The following is a 19,140-nucleotide window of genomic DNA, read 5'->3' on the forward strand; positions in this document are numbered from 1 at the left end:
CCCCTTATGGCCACCTTCCTCCACGGGATCGGGCAGTTCGCCTTCCGGCGGCGCCGGCTCGTCCTCCTCCTCTGGGTCCTGATCCTCGGCACGGTGGGGATCGCCGCGGCCACGAGCAGCGCCGGCACCAACACGGCCGTCTCGCTCCCCGGCACCGAGTCCCAGCGCGCCTTCGACCTGCTCGCGGAGAAGTTCCCGGCCGCCAACGCGGACGGCGCGAGCGCCCGGGTGGTCCTGCGCGCGCCGTCCGGCGAGCAGATCACCAGCGCGGAGAACAAGACCGACGTCGCCACCGCCCTGAAGGCGCTCAAGGGCTCCTCACCCGGGATAGCCTCCGTCTCCGACCCGTTCACCACCGGGGCCGTGAGCAAGGACGGCACGACCGCCTACACCCAGGTGACCTACACCGCGAAGGACACCGCCCTCACCGCCGCCGACCACGAGGGGCTCGACCACGCCCTCCAGGAGGGCCGGGACACCGGCCTGACGGTCGAGGCGACCGGCACCGCCCTGGCGCCCGGCGAGCAGTCCGGCGCGGGTGAGATGGTCGGGTTCCTGCTGGCCGGCGTCATCCTGACCATCACCTTCGGCTCGCTGGTCGCCGCCGGACTCCCGCTACTGAGCGCGATCATGGGCGTCGGGGTGAGCGTGGCCGCGATCACCGCGCTGAGCTCGGCGTTCAACCTGAACAGCAACACCTCGACCCTGGCCACGATGCTCGGCATCGCGGTCGGCATCGACTACGCGCTGTTCATCATCTCCCGCTACCGCGCCGAACGCGCCGACGGCCACTCCGCCCAGGAGGCCGCCGCCCGCGCCAACGGGACGGCCGGCTCGGCCGTGGTCTTCGCCGGACTGACCGTCGTCATCGCGCTGGTCGGCCTCTGCGTGGTCAACCTCCCGATGCTGACCGCGATGGGTCTGGGCGCCGCCGGTGCCGTGGTCGTCTCCGTACTCGTCGCGGTGACCCTGGTGCCCGCACTGCTGGGCTTCGCCCCCGAGCGTGCCCGCGGCCGGGCCCGCGAGCGCACCGGTCGCACCGCGCAGGTGGCCGCCGAGCAGGCCACCAGGCAGGCCACCGGGCGCGGCGGCCGGACCTCGATCGCGCAGCGCTGGTCCGCCCTGGTGCTGCGCAGGCCGCTGCTGGTGCTGCTCACCGCCGTGATCGGCCTGGGCGTGATCGCCCTGCCCGCCACCAAGCTGGAACTGGGACTCGGCGACGACAGCTCGCGCCCCGCCGACTCCACCCAGCACAAGGCCTACGACATGCTCGCCGAGTCCTTCGGACCCGGCTTCAACGGCCCGCTCACCGTCGCCGTGACCGCGGCCGACCCCGCCACCACCGCCGGTGCGGCCACCGCCCTGCACGACGGCATCGCCACCATGCCCGATGTCGCCGGCACCACGCCCCCGGTCTTCAACCAGGCCCGCGACACCGCCATCATCTCGGTCATCCCCAAGAGCGCGCCCAGCAGCGACGCGACCACGGGCCTCGTCCACGACATCCGCGTACTGGCCGCCGACACCGGGGCCAGGACCGGCGCCGAGGGCATGGTCACCGGCACCACCGCCGTCAACATCGACGTCTCCGACAAGTTCAGCTCCGCGATCGTCCCCTACCTGGCCCTGGTCGTCGGCCTGGCGTTCCTGGTGCTGATCCTCGTCTTCCGCTCGGTGCTCGTGCCGCTCAAGGCCGCCCTGGGCTTCCTGCTCTCGGTGCTCGCCTCGCTCGGCGCCCTGGTGGCGGTCTTCCAGTGGGGCTGGCTCTCCGGTCTCCTCGGGATCGAGCAGCCCGGACCGATCATGAGCCTGATGCCCATCCTGATGGTCGGCATCGTCTTCGGCCTGGCCATGGACTACCAGGTCTTCCTGGTCACCCGGATCCGCGAGTCCTACGTCCGCGGAGCCGACCCGCGCACCGCCATCAGCACCGGCTTCCGGCACAGCGCCACCGTGGTCACCGCGGCCGCCACCATCATGATCGCCGTCTTCTCCGGCTTCATGGGCTCCTCCGAGTCGATGATCAAGTCGATCGGCTTCGGGCTGGCCATCGCCGTCGCCTTCGACGCCTTCGTCGTTCGGATGACCATCGTGCCCGCCGTCCTCGCGCTGCTCGGTCACAAGGCCTGGTGGCTGCCCCGCTGGCTCGACCGGATCGTGCCCAACGTGGACATCGAGGGCGAGAAGCTGGCCCACACCCTGCCCGCCGCCCGGACCGAGGAGGCGGACGCCCCGGTCCCCGCCGGCGCACCTCGCTGACGTCGGCGTTCCGACGGCCGCGGCCTCCCACTCGCGCATCGGGTGGGAGGCCGCCGCCGCGCCATGCCCCGACGTGCCCCGCCGTGCCCCGCCGCGCCCCGCCGCACCTCGACGTGCCCCGCCGCGCCGCAGTAAAGATAGGTTAGGCTCACCTAACTAACGGCACGACAGGCGGGAGCGGACGGTCATGGGGCACGGCTGGGAGGGCGTCGTCCTCAGACTGATGCGCGGCAAGGACTTCGAGTTCACGGTGACCGGCGCCGAGCAGGTCACCGAGCGGTTCCACCGGGTCGCCTTCACCGACGGCGGCATGCTGGCGGCGACCGGCACGCATCCGACGATGTGGGTGCGGGTCTGGTTCGACAACGGGGACAAGCCGCACCAGCGCGCCTACACGCTGGTCGACCCCGATCCGGCGGCGGGGACCTTCAGCATCGAGTTCGCCCTGCACGAGGGACGGGCGAGCGACTGGGCCCGCGCCGCGCGGCCGGGCGACACCGTCGTGGCGACCGTGCAGGGCAGCGCCTTCACGGTGCCCGACCCGCTGCCCGAGCGGCTGGTGGTGGTCGGTGACGCCGCCTCCGTACCCGCGATCAACTCCCTGCTCGACGCCATGCCGCAGGTGCCGGCCGAGATCTGGTTGGAGACCCGGCACGCCTCGGACCACGAGCTGCCGCTGCGGCTCACCGAGGGCCTGCACCGGCTGCACCCCGTCCCCCGGCGCGAGGACGGGGCACACCTGGTGGGCGAGGTTCGGCGGGCCCTGGCGGGGATGGCGGCCGAGCCGGCCGGGGCCTACTTCTGGATCGCCTGCGACACCGCCACCACCCGGGCACTCACCCAGCTCGTCCGCAAGGAGCTCGGCCGACCGAAGGAGCGGGTGCACGCGCTCGGCTACTGGCGCGCCTGATCCGCCAGGGGCGACCGGCAACAGCACCCACCGGCCAGTGTCGGCGCCGCGTCCGCGTGGTGACAGCGCGGTGGCCGGTGGGCGCCGACGGCCTGCCATCACCTGGCGGGCAACCTCGCAGAGTGCGGGCCGCCGGGCGATCACCCCTTGCCCGTCGGGAGGCCGTCGCTAGGTTGGTCGACAGCTGGCGTGAGTCTGGATCAACTGATCAGCAGCCGGCGTAGATGCGACACAGGCTGTTCCGCGGACAGCTCGGCCGCACCGGGGCCGTCCCCGGCGCGGTCCCCGACCAAGGGAGACCACCATGTCCGACATCACCTCGCACCAGGGCCCCGACCTCATCGACCTGGAGCTCGACCTCAGCGACCTGACGGTCACCGTGCTGCGCGACTCCGCGGCGCTGCCCGAGAACGGCGCCTCCTGGGGTGCGTCCTCGTGTCAGGGCTCGTCCTCGTGCGCGCAGCCGTCGCCGTACCCGGTCACCTCGGCCTGACGCTCGATCAGTCCCGATTCCCGGATCCCACCCGGCTCACGCCCCTTGATCGTTCATCGAACCTCACCGTAAGGGAGGACTCCATGACGCAGCAGCACACCTGGAGCGACCGCCTCGAACTGGCGGACCTGGACCTGGACATGAGCGAGCTGACCGTGACCTCGCTGCGCGACTCCGTCGCACTGCCCGAGAACGGGGCCTCCTCGGGCGCCTCCTCGTGCCAGGCCTCGTCCTCGTGCGCGCAGCTGTCGGCGCACCCGATCACCACGAACTGACGATAGATCAGTTCCTGGTGCCCGGATCCCACCCGGCGCACACCCCCTGACCGTTCATCGAACCTCACCGCAAGGGAGGACTCCATGACGCAACAGCACACCTGGAGTGACCGACTCGAACTGGCGGACCTGGACCTGGACATGAGCGAGCTGACCGTGACCTCGCTGCGCGACTCCGTCGCACTGCCCGAGAACGGTGCCACCACGCAGAACTGCTCCTGCATGGCCTCGTCCTCGTGCATTCCGCCGACCATGGGGGACCCGCAGCCGCAGGCCCTGTGAACCATCCCCGCCCACGCCGGTCCGCCTCGCGGCGCTCTGGTGCCGGGTCAGGCACTACCACCCGGCGGACCGGCCCGGGCGGGGCCACTTCGAAGGAGACCATGATGTCCGATCAGCCGACCACCCCGACCGCTCCCGGCCTCGTGCTCACCGACCTCGACCTCGGCGAGCTCTCGGTCACCGTGCTGCGCGACTCCGTCGCCCTGCCGGAGACCGGCGCCTCGGCCGGTCCCAGCTCCTCGTCCTGCGGCTCCTCGTCCTGCGTGACGCCGGCTCCGTACCCGCCGCACCGGTCCTTCTGAGCCAGGCCCGCCGACCCCGGCACCGACGGCCCGCCCGACCCCGCCCGGCCCCGTCCGACCCCGTCCGACCCGCCGCCATCGGCGACCGGACGCCGCACCGGGCCGGGCCCGTCCCGGTGCGGGGTGGGGCGGGGCGGGGCAGCCGGCAGCAGCGCCCGCCCCCGGCCCCGCACGCCCACCGCCCCCGCTCCACTCGCCAGGTCCAGCAGAACCAGGAGAACCGGGAGAACCCGTCATGCCGCACCCCGCAGGGCCCAGCGCCGCCCCCGGCCGCACCGTGCGGTCCGCGCCGTACGCGCTGGCCCGGGCCACCGCGCTGGCGTATCCGCGGCAGTGCGCACCGGCCGCCGGGTTCCGGGCGGAGCTGGCCGAGCTGGTGGCCGTGGAGGACCGGGTCGCCACTCTGCTGCCCGAGTTGGGCGATGCCCTCTACGCCAGTCGCGGGAGCCATCCGGAGACCTTCCACCGGGAGGTCGTGCTGCCGCTGCGCCGCGCGCTGCACAACGGGCGCGAGGTGCGTCCGGCCCTGCTGGCCCGGCTCGGCGACCTGCCCGAGCGGGTGCCGCCGCTCGCCGCCTGGCTGGCCCTGCGCGAGCGGCGCACCGCCCTGGCGCAGCGCGCCGCGGCCGCCGCCGCCCCCGCGCTGGCCGCCGAGCGCGCGGCGCTGTCCGCGCTCTGCCGCGAGCCCGCCCTGGGTCGCGCGCTCGCGCTGACCAGCGCCGACCTGCTGCGGGCGGTCGAGCGCGCGGCCGCCGGGGCGACGGACCGCAAGGCGCGCAAGGAGGAGCCCACCGTGCTGCGCTACGCGCTGCGGGCCAGCACCAAGACCAGCCCGCTCTCCTGGTTCACCGCCGTCGGCTGGGGGGCGCTGCCCGACCCGGCCGCCGCTCCCGAGCACGGCTCACGCGCCTGGTCCGAGGCGGACTGGTGCGCGGGCGACTGGGACGCGGGCGACGGGGACGCGGGCGACGGGGGCGACGGGGGCACGGGCAACGAGGGCACGGCGGCAGCGGACCGGCCCGCGCCCGCGCCCGCGACCACTCCCGCAACCGCCCCCGCCTCGCTGGTCGGCGCCAACCGCACCCTGGTCAGCGAGTTGACCGCCGCACTGCTGGACCTGCCGCGCCGGCGCGACGCCCTGGCGCACCGGATGACCAGCACCGCCCGGATCGACGACGGCCGGGCCAACTACATCCGCGACCGGGCGGTGTTCACCGGCGGCCGGATGCTGGCCGGGACCGAGGACGAGGTCGCGCTGACCGCCTCCCGTGCGCTGACCCTGGTGGCCCACCACGCCCGGGATGCCGACTCCCTGGCCGAGTTGGCCCGGCGACTGACCACCGCGCTCGGCTCGGCCGACGGCGGACCGGCGGTCGACGCCTACCTCGCGCAGCTGGCCGAGGCCGGGCTACTGGTCCCCGCCGAACCGGTCGACCCCCAGCACCAGGACCCGCTGACCGCCCTGGCGCAGTGGTTGCGCGGCTGGCCCGAGGACACCGGTCTGGCCGACCGGATCACCGAACTTGCCAGGACCACGGCCGAGTTCGCCGACGCCGAGGCTTCCCGGCGGCCCGCTCTGCTGACCGGCCTGACGGCAGGCTGGACCGCCCTGCTCGCCGAGGCCGGACGCCCGGTGCCGACCGGGGCGCCACTGACCGTGCTCACCGAGGACGTGGTGGCCGGCGAGCCGCTGCGGCTGGACGCCTTCCTGGGGCGGGACGACCATCGGGCACTGGGTGAACTGACCGCACTCACCGAACTGTTCGACCTGTCACAGCCGATGCGCCGGGTCGCCCGCGACCTCTTCGTGGCGCGCTACGGCGTCGGCGGCAGCTGCCCGCATCCCTGGGAGTTCGGCCCCCAACTGGCCGAGGCCTGGGAGGAGGCCGGCCGGCTGGCGGCCACCGGCTTCCGCGCCACCGAAGTGGCAGGCACCTCGGGTGAGGACAGGGGCGATGCCCTCTACCAACTCGCCGAGTTGGCGGACTTCTGGTCCGAACTGCGCTCGGCCGCCGCCGCGGCCGAGCACGGCGGCGAGCTGGTGCTGCCCGTCGACGCGGTGGCCGGGCTGGCCGACCGGCTGCCAGTCTGGATGCGGCAACGCCCCTCCAGCTACGCCTACTTCGTCCAGCGCGAGCCGGCCGGCGGGCTGCTCTGCGTCAACCATGTCTACGGTGGCTGGGGCCGGTTCACCAGTCGCTTCCTGACCGCGCTGGATCCGGCGGCAGCCGAGGCGGTGGCCCGGCAGATCCGGCGCGGCCTGGGCGAGGGCGCCCGCGCCGTCCAGATCCGCCCGGTCGGCGGCTTCAACGCCAATCTCCACCCGCTCCTGGTTCCTGACGAGCTGGGGACCGACCCGCGCCGGGCCACCATCGACGAGGCCGAGGTGGACCTGGTGCACGACGAAGCGAGCGATCAGATCCGGGTGCGATTGCGCAGCACCGGCGAACTGCTCGACGTGCTCTACAGCGGGTTCCTGGCCCCGATCATGCTGCCGCACCGGCTCGGCCCGTTCCTGAACGACCATCCCGAGGGCGTGGTCGACTTCCGCGCACTGGCCCCACCCACCCCGCTGGCCGCTCCCGGCGGCCCGGTGCTCCGCACCCCGCGACTGCGCCACCGCCACCTGGTACTCCAGCGCGCCCGCTGGCAGTTGGGGCCGGGGAGCGTCCAGGCCCTGCGCGCCGACCTCGCCGCCGAAGCAGCCGAAGCAGCCGAGGCTGGCGGCACAGCCGAGGCCACCGGAACAGGCGGCGGATCCGGCGCCCGCGTCCCGGTGGCCACCGTCGCGCGCTGGCGCGCCCAACTCGGCCTGCCGGAGCAGCTCTTCCTGCACCCGGCCCCGGCCGCCCTGGTCGGCCGGCCTACCGAGGACTACCTGAACCGGCTGCGCCAACCCAAGCCGCAGCTGGTCGACCTCGGCAACGCCCTGCACCTGCGATCGCTGGCCAAGTGGCTCGCCCGCCACCCGACCGGGGTGGTGCTGGAGGAGGCGCTGCCCGCCCCAGGTGGGTGCGATCGGGCCGGGCGGGCGGTCGAGTTGGTGGTGGAGACCTACCGCGCCGGACCAGCGTGCTGAGCCCTGGGCCACCGACACCGCCGACCCCGCCCCAACCCCAACTCCGAACACGGACCACCGCGCACCGGACCACGTGGCCCGTCGGCGTGGCGGCCGACCCGAAACGACCAGGAGGCGACCGTGCCTGATTCCGCCGTCGAGGCCCGGGACGAGGCGGCCGATGCCCGTCACCCGGTGGCCGACGACACCGCCGCCCGCGACGTGGTCGTCTACTACCGCGAGCCCGTGAAGGCCGCGCTGCTGCGCACGGCCGTACTGCCGCTCGCCGAGCGGTGGGCGGCCCAGGGCCTGGCCGTCCACGTGGAGCGGCACTGGCTGCACGGCCCGCATCTGCGGCTGCGGCTGGAAGGACCGCCCGACCAGGTCGTCGCCGCCGCCGGACAGGGCGCCCGGGAGCTGCGCGACCGGCTCGCCGAACACCCCTCGCAGACCGATCTGACGGATCGTCAACTACTCGACCAGGCGGTCGAGGCCGGTCGAGCCGAGCTGATCGCGCCGCCCTACGGACCGATCGTGCCCGACAACACGGTCCGGATCGAGCCCGTCGACCGCGGCCCGCTGCGGTCGCTGATCGGCGCGGACGGGACGGCGCTGCGCGATGACCTGCTCCGACTGGGCCGCCCCGCCCTGCGGGCCGGTGCCGACTTCCTCGGCGCGCACGGCGACAGCCAGCAGGCCAGGCTCCAACTGGCCGTGACCGCGCTGGCCGCGCACGCCGGCGCCTTCCCGACCGGACTGGCCGGCGGCCACTGGTCCTTCCTCTCGCACCTGGAGGACTTCCTGCTCCACTCGGACCCCGACGGTCGGCTGCGCGCGGCCTTCGAGGCCCGCTGGGAGCGCGCGGGCGACACGGTGACCGAGCTGGTCGGCCGCGTCGCCGGCGACAGCAGCAACAGCCGTGGCGGCAACAGCGACGCAGGCGGCACCGGGTGGGAGCAGCCCTGGGCGCACTGGTCGGCCACCGCCTGGCAGCTCACCGCGGACCGGCTCGCGGCCGGCGCCGATCTGCGGGGCTTCCCCCTGGAGTACCGGGAGCGGGCCGCCGCCACCGGGGACGCGGCCGTCCTGGAACGCTGGGACCGCGACCTGCGGACCCGCTACAGCGAGTTCCACCGCCTACTGCGCCGCTCCGACCCCGAGGGGCGAATGTTCACCCAGCCCGACTACCTCACCTACCGGGCCTGCACCAACGTCCTCTACCGGCTACTGGCGGTCTGCGACGTCCTTCCGCTCGAACGCTATCTGGCCGCCTACCTGCTGGTCCGCGCGGTCCCGGCGCTCACCGGGGTGGACTGGCGCCAGCAGGTGCAGGAGGTCATCGACCTCCAGGAGCGTGCCTCGTGACGGCGAACGACGCGCCGGACAGGACCCCGAACGACGCGCCGGACGACACGCCGGACGGGACAGGCGGGACAGGCGGGACAGGCGAGACACCGCAGGACACGCCGGACGACCCGCTCGACGGGCGGCGGCTGCGCCCCGGGGTCGCCGCGACGCCACTGCGGGACGGCCTGCACCTGCGCGGGCGGCGCACGGCGGTCACCTTCGAGGGCAGCCGGGCGCTCCCGACGCTCTGGCGAGCGCTGGAACCGGCCCTGCGCACCGGCGACCGTACGACCCTGGCCCGGCAGGCGCCGCCCGGCTCGCCGGCCCGGGCCGCGGTGCTCAGGGTGCTCGGCCAACTGGAGGCGCACGGGCTGCTGCTGGCCGACTCCCGGCGGGCACCGGCCGGCAGCGGCGAGCAGGCCGCCGCCCAGTGGCTGGACGCCGTGGCCGAGCACCCCGCCGCTGCCGCGGCGGCGCTGGCGGCCAGCCGTCCGGTGGTCCGCGCGGCCGACCCGGCAGGCCCGCTGGCCAAGGCCGCCGTCCGCGCCCTGGCCCGGGGCGGGGCGGCGCCCAGGGCCGAGCAGGCGGCTCCCCCGGACGGCCAACTGCTGCTCATCGCCGACGGCCCGGACGGACGTCCGCTCGCGGTCGCCGCCGGAACCGGCCCGCGCCGGCCTGAGCGGACGGCCGAGCGGACGGCCGAGCAGACACCCGAACAGGCGGCCGAGGGGGTGGCGGCGGAGGTGACCGGGTTCGTCACCGCCCCCGGCGATCCAGCCCAGGCCCGGGCCGATGCCTCGGCCGTGGCAGCCCGGCTGGGGCTCACCAGCACCGCCGGTCCCGGCGCCCCGACCGGTCCCGGCGCCCCGACCGCGTCCGGCTCCGCCGCCTTGGCGGCGCTGGTCGCGGGTGCCGCCGCGCACCGGCTGCTCTGCGCCGTGGCAGGGCTGCCCGACCCCGCCCGCGAGGGTGACGACGAGCGGCTCCCCGCGGAACTGCCCGCCGTACTGGTGGCCGACGCGCGGCCACCGCGCGCCGAGTACCACGGCTGGCTCGGCGCGGACCCGACCGGGCGGCGGCGCTCCGCGGCGGCCCCGCGGACGATGGGCGAGGCACTGGGGCGAGTGGCGGTGCTCGCCGACGAGCGGCTCGGCGTGATCGCGGAAGCGCGCACCGGGCGGCTGCCGCAGCTGCCCGCCGCCCTGATCTCGTGCCCCGTGCCGGGGGCGATGCTGGTCACGGGTGCGGCCCGGACCGACCTGGCCCGGCTGGAGGCTGCCTGCCGGTCCGCCGAACTGCGCCTCGCGGCAACGGAGTCGACCGCGGAGCCCGGCGCCTCCTGCACGCGCCTGGCCGTGGGGGCGGACCCCGCGCACGCCCGGGGACGGGCCCTGCGCGCCGCCCTGCTGCACGAAGTGGCCCTGACCGACACCCCGGACCCGCGACCGGAGCACGAGCGGCCCACCGGTGACCCGCTCGCACCGACCGCCTGGGCGGACCACCCCCAGGCGCGGCACTGGTGGACCACGCTCACCGCGCGGCTGGGTGCTCAAGCGAGCCTCGCCGTGCACCGGTTGGCCCCGGCGGTCCACCTCGCGGTGGTGCGCGACGCCTCGTCCGGCGCGATGCTGGGCGCCGCCGCAGAAGCGACGGCGGCCGACGCGGCCGCGTTCGCCGCGCTGGCGGCCACCGTGCACCTGCTCGCCGATGGAGCCGAACTGACGGATCATCAGGAATGCTGGCCGAGCGGCGCCCCGGCCGCACTGGCAACCGCCGGGGCGCGGCTCGACGGACCGCAGCACGAGGGCTGGACGATCAGCTGGCTGGCCGCCATCGCAAGCCGCGAGCCCTTGCTGCAGGCGGGACTTGAGCAGCTCACCGGCCTGCGGAGCACGCCCTGGCCCGCCCACTCGCCCGGACCCGTCGCACCCGGAGCCGTCGCGGCGGCACTGAGCGTGTGCGGCTTCACCGTGCTGCGCCTCGTCGCCGCAGCACCCCGCCCCCGGCCGGCCGGCCCGACAGCCACGGCCACGGCCACGGGCACGCCCGCACCCACACCCGCACCGACCCGGGGAGCCCGATGACCTCCGCCCCCGCCCAGGCGGCCACCGCACTCACCGACCACCTCGCGGCCGACCTCGCGGAGTTCGGCCTGCCCCTGCTGGACCCGGCCGCCGCGCTGCGCACCGAGGCCGGCCCGGCCGCGGTGCTGCTGACGGACTGGACGCTCGACACCGCGGCCGAGTTGAGCCGGCACGCCCTGAGCCCGCGCACGCCCGACCCGAACACGCCGGGCCGACCCGCACCCGGCCACGCCCTGCGCCTGATCCCACTGCGGCTGGATGGGGCGCTGGCCGTGGTCGGCCCGGTGCTCCGGCCCGGCGCGGCGGCCTGCCTGCGCTGCGGCGAGTACCAGCGGCTGGCCACGACCGGGGGCCGGGTCCCGTTCCAGAGCGCCGGCCTGTCACTCGCGGGGGTGGGTGCCCCGGCCCTGCTCGCGCCGCTGGCCTCTCTGGTGGCCGATCTGCTGGCGACAGATCTGCCAGTGGCCGATCCGGTAGCTGCCGAACCGATGACAGATGACAGAAATCAAAATCTGTCATCACAACTCTCCACGCCGTCATCGCCACTCCCCCCGACCGCCACTGCCACTGCAACCGCCACAACCGCCACCGTGCACCTGCTGCACACCGGCCGCGCCACCTGGTCCACCCACCAGGTTCGCCCGATCGGCGGGTGCCCGGTCTGCCGCCCCCTGCCCGCGGACACGGCCGCCGCCGCCCGGCTGTCCACCCGACCGCGCCCGCTGCCCGTCCCGGGCGTCCTGCGCGGACCGAACCTCCGCACCAGCAATGCCCAGCTGCGCGCCGCACTGCACGACGAGCGGTTCGGGCCGGTGCGGCAGCTGATCCAGGCGGAGAGTTCGGTGGCGGGGCTGACCACCGCACTGCTCACCGACGGGCGGGTGGGCGCGAGCGGCGGCCACGGACGCGGCAGCGACTTCGAGAGCAGCGAGCGGGTGGCCCTGTTCGAAGGCGTCGAGCGGCTGCTCGGCATGCGCCCGCACGGCCGGCGGACCGTGCTGCGGTCCGCCTTCGCCACGCTGGGCCCGCGGCGTGCGGTGGATCCCGAGCGGCTCGGCCTGCCCGACCCGGCGTACGACGGGCACCCGGCCTCCTCGACCGTCCCGTACCATCCGGAGCTGGAGCTCGACTGGGTGCACGGCTGGTCGCTCACCCGGCGCCGCGCGCTCGCCGTCCCCGAGCACGTCGCCTACTGGGACCCGCCGGAGCCGGACCGGCCGCGGGTGGTCTACGAGTCCTCGAACGGCTGCGGGCTCGGCAACAGCCCCGAAGAGGCCGCGCTCTACGGGCTCTTCGAGGTCGCGGAGCGGGACGCTTTCCTGATGGCCTGGTACGCGGGCGCGCCGCTGCCCCGGCTCGCGGTGCCCGAGGACGACCCCGAGGTCGGCCGCCTGGCCGATCGGGCGGAGCTGGCCGGCTACCGGCTCAGCCTGCTGGACGCCACCAACGACCTCGGCGTCCCGGCCGTCCTGGCGCTCTGCCGGCTCCGCACCGGCCACCCACTACCGCCGCACCCACTACTGCCGCACACGCTGCTGGCCGCCGGCGCGCACCACGACCCGCGCGCCGCCGTCCGTTCGGCGGTGTCGGAGGTGGTGACCAACGTGCAGGAGGCGGTCCAGCGCCTGCACACCGGCGACCGGCCGCTCGACCCCGAGCGGCTGCGACCGATGCTGGCGGAGCCGGAGCTGGTGCGCTCGCTGGACGACCACACCGGCGTCAACGGGCTGGCCCAGGCGCAGTCCCGGCTGGCCTTCCTCTTCGCCGATGCTCCCCGGTCCACGCTGCTGGCCCGGCCGGCGGCACCGGTCACCGATCTGACCGTCCTGCTGGAGGCGACCGTCGGCCGGCTGGCGGGCCTGGGACTGGAGGTGATCACGGTCGACCAGGACGAGGCCGGGGTGCGCGACCGGCTCGGGCTGCACTGCGCGAAGGTGATCGTGCCCGGCAGCCTGCCGATGACCTTCGGTCACGTCCACCGCCGCACCCGGGGGCTGCCGCGGCTGCTGGAGGTGCCGTACCGGCTGGGCCGCACCAGCCGACCGCTGCGGCCCGAGGAGCTGAACCCCCACCCGCACCCGTTCCCTTGAGCATCCCCCGAGTACGCCCCCCACGCCCGCCCGCACCCGCACCGCCCGCACCACACGCCCGTCCGCCCGTCCGCCCGTCCGCCCGGACTCCGGAGGATCCGCCCGTGACCACCACCGCGCCCGCAACCACCGACCTGGCCGGCTGGCACAGCCTGCACCTGTTCCTGCACTGCGGGACCGAGGAGACCGACGCGTTCCTGGTCCGCCAACTCGCACCGCTGCTGGACGGCTTGGTCCGCGATGGCCGGGCCGACCGGTGGTTCTTCATCCGCTACCAGGAGGGCGGCCCGCACCTGCGGATCCGGATCCGCGGCCTGGCCGCCGACACCGCCACCGAACTGCCGGGCTTGCTCGCCCAGTTGGCCGAGCAGGCCGAGCCGCACCACCCAGCACCGCCGAACACCGTTCCGGCCGAACCGGGTTGGGCCTCCCGGCACGCCGAGGTGCGCCCGGTGCCCTACCGGCCGGAGACCGAGCGGTACGGCGGGGCGCGGGCGCTGCCGATCGCCGAGGAGGTCTTCGCCGCGTCTTCCCGGGTGGCGCTGAGCGCCCTGGCCGCGCTCGTGCCCCAACCACCGGGCGCCAACACCGGCACCGGCACCGGCACCGGCACCGCCCAACGGCTGACCCTGGCGGCCGACCTGGCCCAGACCACGGCCGAAGCACTGGGCCTGGACCGGCTGGCGGCGGCGCAGTGGCTGCGCCGGCACGCGGGGGGCTGGCGCTGGGTCACCGAGGTCGCGCTGCTGCCCGCCGCGGCCGTGCACAGCAAGGTCAACCGGGTCCACGCCGGACAGCACCAGGCCCTGCTGGCCCGCTCCGAGGCCGTGCGCGCCGGGCTGCGGGACGGCACCGCGGCCCCCTGGCTCACCGACTGGGCCGCCGTGGTGCGGGAGGCCGACACCCGGTTGCGCGAAGCCGCCACGATCCGCACCGGGGAGGCGGGCGGCAGCGGAGCCCCGGCCGGCGCCGAGGCACCGGTCCCCGCCGACCTGCGGCTGCCCTGGGTCTGGGCCTCCCAGCTGCACATGCTGCTCAACCGGCTCGGCGTGGCCCCGGACGAGGAGCGCGCGGTCTGCCGGCTCGCCGCCCGGACACTGCTGGACACCGGCGAGCCGCCGTCCTTCTTCCCCACCGGGCACACCGCGGTCGACCGCCAGTACCTGGAGCGCAGCAAGTTCCAGGTGGGCCGCGACGAGGACACCACGCTCGGCCCGCTGCCCGCCGGCGGCGCCGCCTCACCGCCGGCGCCCTTCGACCTGCCCGAGATCGAACTCCCGGGTGACCCGCTGCCCGACCTCCCGCTGCGCCAGGTGCTGCGGCGGCGGGTCTCGGCGCGCGGTCCGCTCGCCGGTCCACTGACCGCGACCACCCTGGGCACGCTGCTCTGGAACGCCCACGCGCCCAGTCACGAGAGCAGCTGGACCGCGACGGACGGCACCGTCCACCGCTCATTGCACCGGCCCTACCCGAGTGCCGGCGCCCTCTACACGGCGCGGCTGCGCCTGCTCGCGCTCGACGTGGCCGGGCTGGCCCCGGGGACCTACGACTGCCTGCCCGAGCGCCGCGCCCTGCGGCTGCTCGGCCCGGCACCCGCCGTCGACGAACTCAAGGCGCTCTCCGGCTACTTCGCCCGACCCGACGACGACCTCCAGCGGATCGGCATCGAGCGGGTGCCGGCCGTGCTCGCGCTCTACCTGGACCTCGGTCGGCTGCGCGGACGCTACGGCCTGCGGGCGCTGCGGCTGGGACTGCTGGAGTGCGGCCACCTGGCCCAGACGGTGGTGCTGACCGCCACCGCGCTGGGCCTGGTCACCACCACCGTCGGCGGCCTACAGGACGACCTCGCGCACGAACTGCTCGGTCTGGACGACCTCGACCAGCCCCTGCAGTACCTGCTGCCGCTCGGCCGGACGCCGGGCGCGGCCTGAGGCCCCGGCCCGCCGGCCACCGGCAGCGGCACCGGCACCGGCACCGGCACCGGCACCGCCCAGCACGCGTCAGCCGGCCAGTCGCCGCCCCTGCTCGAAGAAGGCCAGCACACCGTCCACACCGCCGAGTTCGCGGACGGCGACCGCCGCGCCGAACGGCGCGTTCCAGTACTCCCCCGACCGCCGGGTGTGCGGCCCGACATAGGCGTAGGGCTCCGCCAGGAAGTCGTCACCCGGGGAGACCCCGTAGTTGACCGCGGCCTCGGTCACCCCGAGGTCGAAGTGCTCGGGCCAGATCACCGGGTCCGCCCCGGGCAGCAACCGGCGCAGCGCGGCGTCGCCGACCACGAAGCCCTGCGCGATCCGGTGTGCGGCCCCCGGCTCGGCCTCGATCACGTCCTCGGGGCCGAGCCCGCACCCGTCCTGGTAGAGCCCCGCGGGCGGGCCGGCCTCGACCCCGACGGCGTCCGCCAGCGCGGCGCAGGTGGTCCGCTCCAGGAAGAGCCGCTGCCCGGGCGCCACCAGGTCCGCGCCGACCACCTGCAGGTTCGGCTCGGCCCGGGTGGCGAAGCCGCCGAGGGCGGCGCGCAGTCTGATCGTGCCGCTGGTCCGGTACTGCGGGCCGGCCAGGACCAGCTCCGCGACGGCGTGCAGGGCGCGGCGGGTGCGCACCAGCGTGTCGATGTCCTCGATCTCTCCGTTGTCCATGACGGCATGCTGCCCCACCGCGCCCGCCGGGCTCGGCACCCGACGCGCCTTCCGCCGAGTCAACGTCAGGACTCCTCCCCATCACGGCTGCTGATGGTCCGTCAGACCTCGCGCCCCGGCCGCGACACGCCGAAGGCCGCACCGGCCCACGGGTCCACTGGAACCCATGGGCCGGTGCGGCCTGGTGGTCATCCCACCTTCCGGCTCACGTCCCGGCTCACGCTCCGGCCGGCGCGGCGCGGCCCGCCGGCGGCCGGGAACGGTGGCGCGTCAGCAGTTCGAGGGGGCCGTGCCGCCGGCGAACCGGTCGGCGATCCAGGCCAGGTACTCCTGCTGCGCCTCGAACGGGATCGTGTTGTGGGTGGCGCCCTGGTAGGTCGAGTACTCGACCGGCTGGCTGAAGCCGCAGGCCCGCTTGATGTACTGCTCGGTGGAGTGGGGGTTGATGACGGTGTCGGCCGTCCCCTGCATGACCAGCACCGGCGCCACGGTGGTGGCGTAGCCCGGGGTGTTCTCGTAGAAGCGCCGGCTCCAGGTCTCGGGGACGTCGCGCAGCGGCTGGAACAGGGTGTCCAGCTGGTGCTGGTCGGCGACGTTGTTCTGGATCACGTCGGCGAAGTGCTCGATGCACGCTTCCCCGTCACCCTGCAACGCGTCGAGCCCGGCCGGCTGCAGCACGTCACTCGCCCGCAGTTCGGGGTAGGCCGCGAGGAAGCCCCGGTAGACGTTGACCCGCAGGGCCGCGTTGTGGGCCTCCGAGGACGCGTTGCGCGGTCCGGGGAGCACGAGGCCCGCGAACTGGGGCCCGAGGTCGGCCGCCGGGGCGAGGGCGGCCACCCCGACCAGGTCGAGGTCCGGGCTGTAGGCGGGCGCGTCCTGACCGATGAACAGCCCCGCGCCGCCGCCCTGCGACCAACCCAGGACGGCCGTGCGGTTGTTCGCGCGCACCGGCCGGAGCTGCCGCGCCGCGGTGACCGAGTCCAGCACGTTGTGCGTCTCGGTCGCGCCGACCACGTACTGGTGGACGCCGGGCGTCCCCAGGCCCTGGTAGTCGGTCGCCACCACGACGTCGCCGGCGGCGAGGAACTGGGTCAGCGCGGGCACCCCGACGTCGATCCCGAAGGGGCTCTGGTAGCTGAAGTAGTCGTCGAGGTCCCGGGCCGGGTTCGGCGCGGCCGACGGCGCGCACTGGCGCGGTCCGCCGACGGTGCCGTGGGCCCACGCCACCACGTTGCGCCCGCCGGACGGCGCCGCGCCGTCCGGCCAGACGACCAGGCCGGAGACGGCGACGGGGGTGCCGTCGTGCAGCGTCGAGCGGTAGAGGATCTTGCAGGCGCGGGCGTGACCGGGCGCCTCGATCCGCTGGGCCCGGATCAGGTCACCGTGGCGCCCCCGGGGCAGCGGTGACGGCGGCTCGTAGAAGTCGGCCCCACCGGGGCCGGCCGGCACACCGAGCGCGCACGGCACCGGGTGCTCCCCGCCCCGAACGCCACCGGCCGCGGCGGCTTGGGTGCTCAGCCCCGCCAGCGCGAGGAAGGGCACGAGGGCAGCCGCAGTGGCTGCCCGTAGCCAGGCTCTCATCAGGGTTCCCATCACTGGACGTGGGCTGGCTTCCGCCCGACCGCGCGGGGCGGCGGCGTGAGCCGGCGGGTCATGATCGGGTCGAGGCTACGTTCCAGTGATCGAGAAGTCACTTATCGTGACAGTCATCGCGTGTCAGCCTCCTCGGGCACGGTCGCGGCCGGGCACCGAAAGGCTGTGGCAGAGCGCGGGTGGCGGGCGCTATGCTCCCCGCGATGACTACCTATTCTCTTCAGAGATCGGGGGTCCCGTCCGCGCAAGGTGAGTGCTGATGCTCACTCGGACCGCTGACGGGGATTCCCGACTTTCCTTCTGGCCGCGCGTGCGCGAGTTCGCCGTGCCGCCCTCCATGATCGAGACCGCGACCGCCCGCCGCCACGCCGGGGACTGGGCCGGGGCATGTGCCGCCGCCGGTGTCGACGTCGATCTCAACCTGCGCCATCTGGCGCGCACCCACGGCCAGGAACTGGCGGCCAGGATCCGAGCCGACCTGCGCCGGCTCGCGCCCGACCTGCTGCGCTGGCACCTGCCGCGGATCGCCCCCGACGGACTGCTGCGGCCCGGCCTGACCATCGCGCTGGCCCGCTACGACGGCGCGGGACGGGACGGGGCCGGCCCGGTGCACCTGGTGGTCCGCACGCCGCCCGCCTGGGCGGACGGCGGTCAGCGGATCAGCCTCGCGCTGTGGGACGGGTCCGAGGGCGGGAGCGACACCTGCCGCCACCCGCGACCGCGTCCCCACCCGCGCTACCGACTCGACCTGCACCGCCACCTCTGGGACGTCCACCGGGCCGGGGAGTTGCGAATCCGCTCCGGCGCCGCCCCGGCGCCCGCCGGGCCAGGCCCCGCACCGGACCTGTCGGCACCAGGGCTGCTGCCGCAGGGGCGCCGCTGCGCCGTCGACCGGTGGGCGGCCGAGGCGGGGATCCTGCTCCGCGCGGCGGGACGGGCCACCGGCCCTGTCGCCGTGCGGCTCGGGGCCCGGCACCGGCTGGTCCTGGAGCTGTCCCTCGCAACGGAGTTGGGCCCGCGAATCGGCCCGCGAATCGGCCCGCGAATCGGCTCGGGATCCGCCCCGGGCTCGGATCGGGGCTCGGATCGGGGCTCGGATCGGGGCTCGGATCGGGACGCCTCAGGGTCCCCGGGCGTGCGGATCGCGGCGGTCTCCGTCGATGACGGCACCCGCGTGCTGCCGGTCCTGCCCGACGCGGCGACCTGGGTGCTGCCCGACCTGGAGCTGATCCGCACCGGTGCGATCGAGGCCGCCCGGCTTCACCCGCTGGTCGCCACAGCCTTGCTGACGGACCATCAGCTCGAATGGGCGTCGAACCGGACACCGGATCCGGCGCCGGACCGGGCGGGGCAACCGCGCCTGGTGCCGTGCCGGGGCGCCCGGCACCGGATCGGCCTGGTCGACGGGGTCCTGGCGCCGCTGGACCACGACCCGGCCGAGGTCCGCCGGGAGGAGCTGCTGGCCGCCCTGACCGGTACGCCGCTGCCCTGCCTGCAGGCGATCGACGAGGCGCACCGCCGTCCGGAGTGCCTCACCGGCGTGCGCGAGCGCCTGGACCACGGCGACACCGCCGGCGCGCTCGCCGTCGTCGAAGGCCTGCTGGGCCCCGACGCGCTGCTGCGCAGCGGCGAGTTGCGCGACGAGCTGGAGGCGGCCGCGCGGCGGCGGGTCACCTACGGCCTGTTCAGAGCGGGCCTGGTCGGGCCCGCCCCCGGCCGCAGCCGCCCGAAGCCCCGCCGCTCCCCCGAGCACCGCTCCCACCCGCGCCACACGATGGGCCGATGACGCGGGGCCCCGCCCCGTCCGC

The 19,140-nt window shown here is 75.4% G+C and carries 14 protein-coding genes; 12 read left to right on the plus strand and 2 right to left on the minus strand.

Features of this window, described 5'->3' with window-relative positions; genetic code table 11:
• Nucleotides 1-6 precede the first annotated feature (6 nt).
• The 11 genes from OG455_RS10070 (at nucleotide 7) to OG455_RS10120 (ending at nucleotide 15,031) form a co-directional block, all read left to right on the plus strand.
• Entirely contained in the window at nucleotides 7-2,259 is a 2,253-nt protein-coding gene (locus OG455_RS10070; RefSeq protein WP_266292261.1) for an MMPL family transporter, read from the plus strand.
• A gap of 187 nt (nucleotides 2,260-2,446) precedes the next feature.
• On the plus strand, nucleotides 2,447-3,169 hold the full coding sequence (locus OG455_RS10075) for a siderophore-interacting protein (RefSeq protein WP_266292263.1): 723 nt from the start codon (nucleotides 2,447-2,449) through the stop codon (nucleotides 3,167-3,169).
• 304 nt (nucleotides 3,170-3,473) lie between these two features.
• The gene (locus tag OG455_RS10080) at nucleotides 3,474-3,662 is read left to right on the plus strand and encodes a thiazolylpeptide-type bacteriocin (RefSeq protein WP_266292265.1); all 189 of its coding nucleotides are present in this window, start codon (nucleotides 3,474-3,476) and stop codon (nucleotides 3,660-3,662) included.
• An 83-nt stretch (nucleotides 3,663-3,745) separates the two neighbouring features.
• The gene (locus OG455_RS10085) at nucleotides 3,746-3,937 is read left to right on the plus strand and encodes a thiazolylpeptide-type bacteriocin (protein WP_266292267.1); all 192 of its coding nucleotides are present in this window, start codon (nucleotides 3,746-3,748) and stop codon (nucleotides 3,935-3,937) included.
• 84 nt (nucleotides 3,938-4,021) lie between these two features.
• Nucleotides 4,022-4,219, plus strand: coding sequence for a thiazolylpeptide-type bacteriocin (locus OG455_RS10090; RefSeq protein ID WP_266292269.1), 198 nt, complete (start codon nucleotides 4,022-4,024; stop codon nucleotides 4,217-4,219).
• A gap of 104 nt (nucleotides 4,220-4,323) precedes the next feature.
• Nucleotides 4,324-4,521, plus strand: coding sequence for a thiazolylpeptide-type bacteriocin (locus OG455_RS10095; protein ID WP_266292271.1), 198 nt, complete (start codon nucleotides 4,324-4,326; stop codon nucleotides 4,519-4,521).
• 235 nt (nucleotides 4,522-4,756) lie between these two features.
• Nucleotides 4,757-7,600: a lantibiotic dehydratase gene (locus OG455_RS10100; RefSeq protein ID WP_266292273.1), complete on the plus strand. Its 2,844-nt coding sequence runs from the start codon at nucleotides 4,757-4,759 to the stop codon at nucleotides 7,598-7,600.
• 120 nt (nucleotides 7,601-7,720) lie between these two features.
• On the plus strand, nucleotides 7,721-8,944 hold the full coding sequence (locus tag OG455_RS10105; protein ID WP_266292275.1) for a lantibiotic dehydratase C-terminal domain-containing protein: 1,224 nt from the start codon (nucleotides 7,721-7,723) through the stop codon (nucleotides 8,942-8,944).
• A complete protein-coding gene (locus OG455_RS10110; protein ID WP_266292277.1) occupies nucleotides 8,941-11,010 on the plus strand; it encodes a hypothetical protein in 2,070 nt (689 codons plus the stop codon). The genes OG455_RS10105 and OG455_RS10110 overlap by 4 nt, the downstream gene beginning before the upstream one ends.
• Complete coding sequence (locus tag OG455_RS10115) at nucleotides 11,007-13,100, plus strand: TOMM precursor leader peptide-binding protein (protein WP_266292279.1); 2,094 nt, start codon at nucleotides 11,007-11,009, stop codon at nucleotides 13,098-13,100. Before OG455_RS10110 ends, OG455_RS10115 begins: the two co-directional genes overlap by 4 nt.
• 104 nt (nucleotides 13,101-13,204) lie before the next feature.
• Nucleotides 13,205-15,031, plus strand: coding sequence for a thiopeptide-type bacteriocin biosynthesis protein (locus OG455_RS10120; protein WP_266292281.1), 1,827 nt, complete (start codon nucleotides 13,205-13,207; stop codon nucleotides 15,029-15,031).
• 69 nt (nucleotides 15,032-15,100) lie between these two features.
• Here OG455_RS10120 and OG455_RS10125 read toward each other — a convergent pair whose 3' ends face one another.
• Both OG455_RS10125 and OG455_RS10130 read right to left on the minus strand, forming a co-directional pair.
• Entirely contained in the window at nucleotides 15,101-15,739 is a 639-nt protein-coding gene (locus OG455_RS10125; protein ID WP_266292283.1) for a hypothetical protein, read from the minus strand.
• A 270-nt stretch (nucleotides 15,740-16,009) separates the two neighbouring features.
• Nucleotides 16,010-17,281, minus strand: coding sequence for a lipase family protein (locus OG455_RS10130; protein ID WP_266292285.1), 1,272 nt, complete (start codon nucleotides 17,279-17,281; stop codon nucleotides 16,010-16,012).
• A 310-nt stretch (nucleotides 17,282-17,591) separates the two neighbouring features.
• Between OG455_RS10130 and OG455_RS10135 the strand changes: the two genes are divergently transcribed.
• On the plus strand, nucleotides 17,592-19,118 hold the full coding sequence (locus OG455_RS10135) for a hypothetical protein (protein ID WP_266292287.1): 1,527 nt from the start codon (nucleotides 17,592-17,594) through the stop codon (nucleotides 19,116-19,118).
• The last annotated feature ends 22 nt before the right edge of the window (nucleotides 19,119-19,140 follow it).

Origin of the sequence: Kitasatospora sp. NBC_01287, assembly GCF_026340565.1 — a bacterium.
In the GTDB taxonomy this organism is placed as follows: Bacteria; Actinomycetota; Actinomycetes; order Streptomycetales; family Streptomycetaceae; genus Kitasatospora.

Excerpts from the sequence above, each read along its gene's own strand:
- OG455_RS10070 (WP_266292261.1), top strand. The coding sequence starts at position 7 with ATGGCCACCTTCCTCCACGGGATCGGGCAGTTCGCCTTCCGGCGGCGC.
- OG455_RS10075 (WP_266292263.1), top strand. The coding sequence starts at position 2,447 with ATGGGGCACGGCTGGGAGGGCGTCGTCCTCAGACTGATGCGCGGCAAG.
- OG455_RS10080 (WP_266292265.1), top strand. The coding sequence starts at position 3,474 with ATGTCCGACATCACCTCGCACCAGGGCCCCGACCTCATCGACCTGGAG.
- OG455_RS10085 (WP_266292267.1), top strand. The coding sequence starts at position 3,746 with ATGACGCAGCAGCACACCTGGAGCGACCGCCTCGAACTGGCGGACCTG.
- OG455_RS10090 (WP_266292269.1), top strand. The coding sequence starts at position 4,022 with ATGACGCAACAGCACACCTGGAGTGACCGACTCGAACTGGCGGACCTG.
- OG455_RS10095 (WP_266292271.1), top strand. The coding sequence starts at position 4,324 with ATGTCCGATCAGCCGACCACCCCGACCGCTCCCGGCCTCGTGCTCACC.
- OG455_RS10100 (WP_266292273.1), top strand. The coding sequence starts at position 4,757 with ATGCCGCACCCCGCAGGGCCCAGCGCCGCCCCCGGCCGCACCGTGCGG.
- OG455_RS10115 (WP_266292279.1), top strand. The coding sequence starts at position 11,007 with ATGACCTCCGCCCCCGCCCAGGCGGCCACCGCACTCACCGACCACCTC.
- OG455_RS10125 (WP_266292283.1), bottom strand. The coding sequence starts at position 15,739 with ATGGACAACGGAGAGATCGAGGACATCGACACGCTGGTGCGCACCCGC.
- OG455_RS10135 (WP_266292287.1), top strand. The coding sequence starts at position 17,592 with ATGCTCACTCGGACCGCTGACGGGGATTCCCGACTTTCCTTCTGGCCG.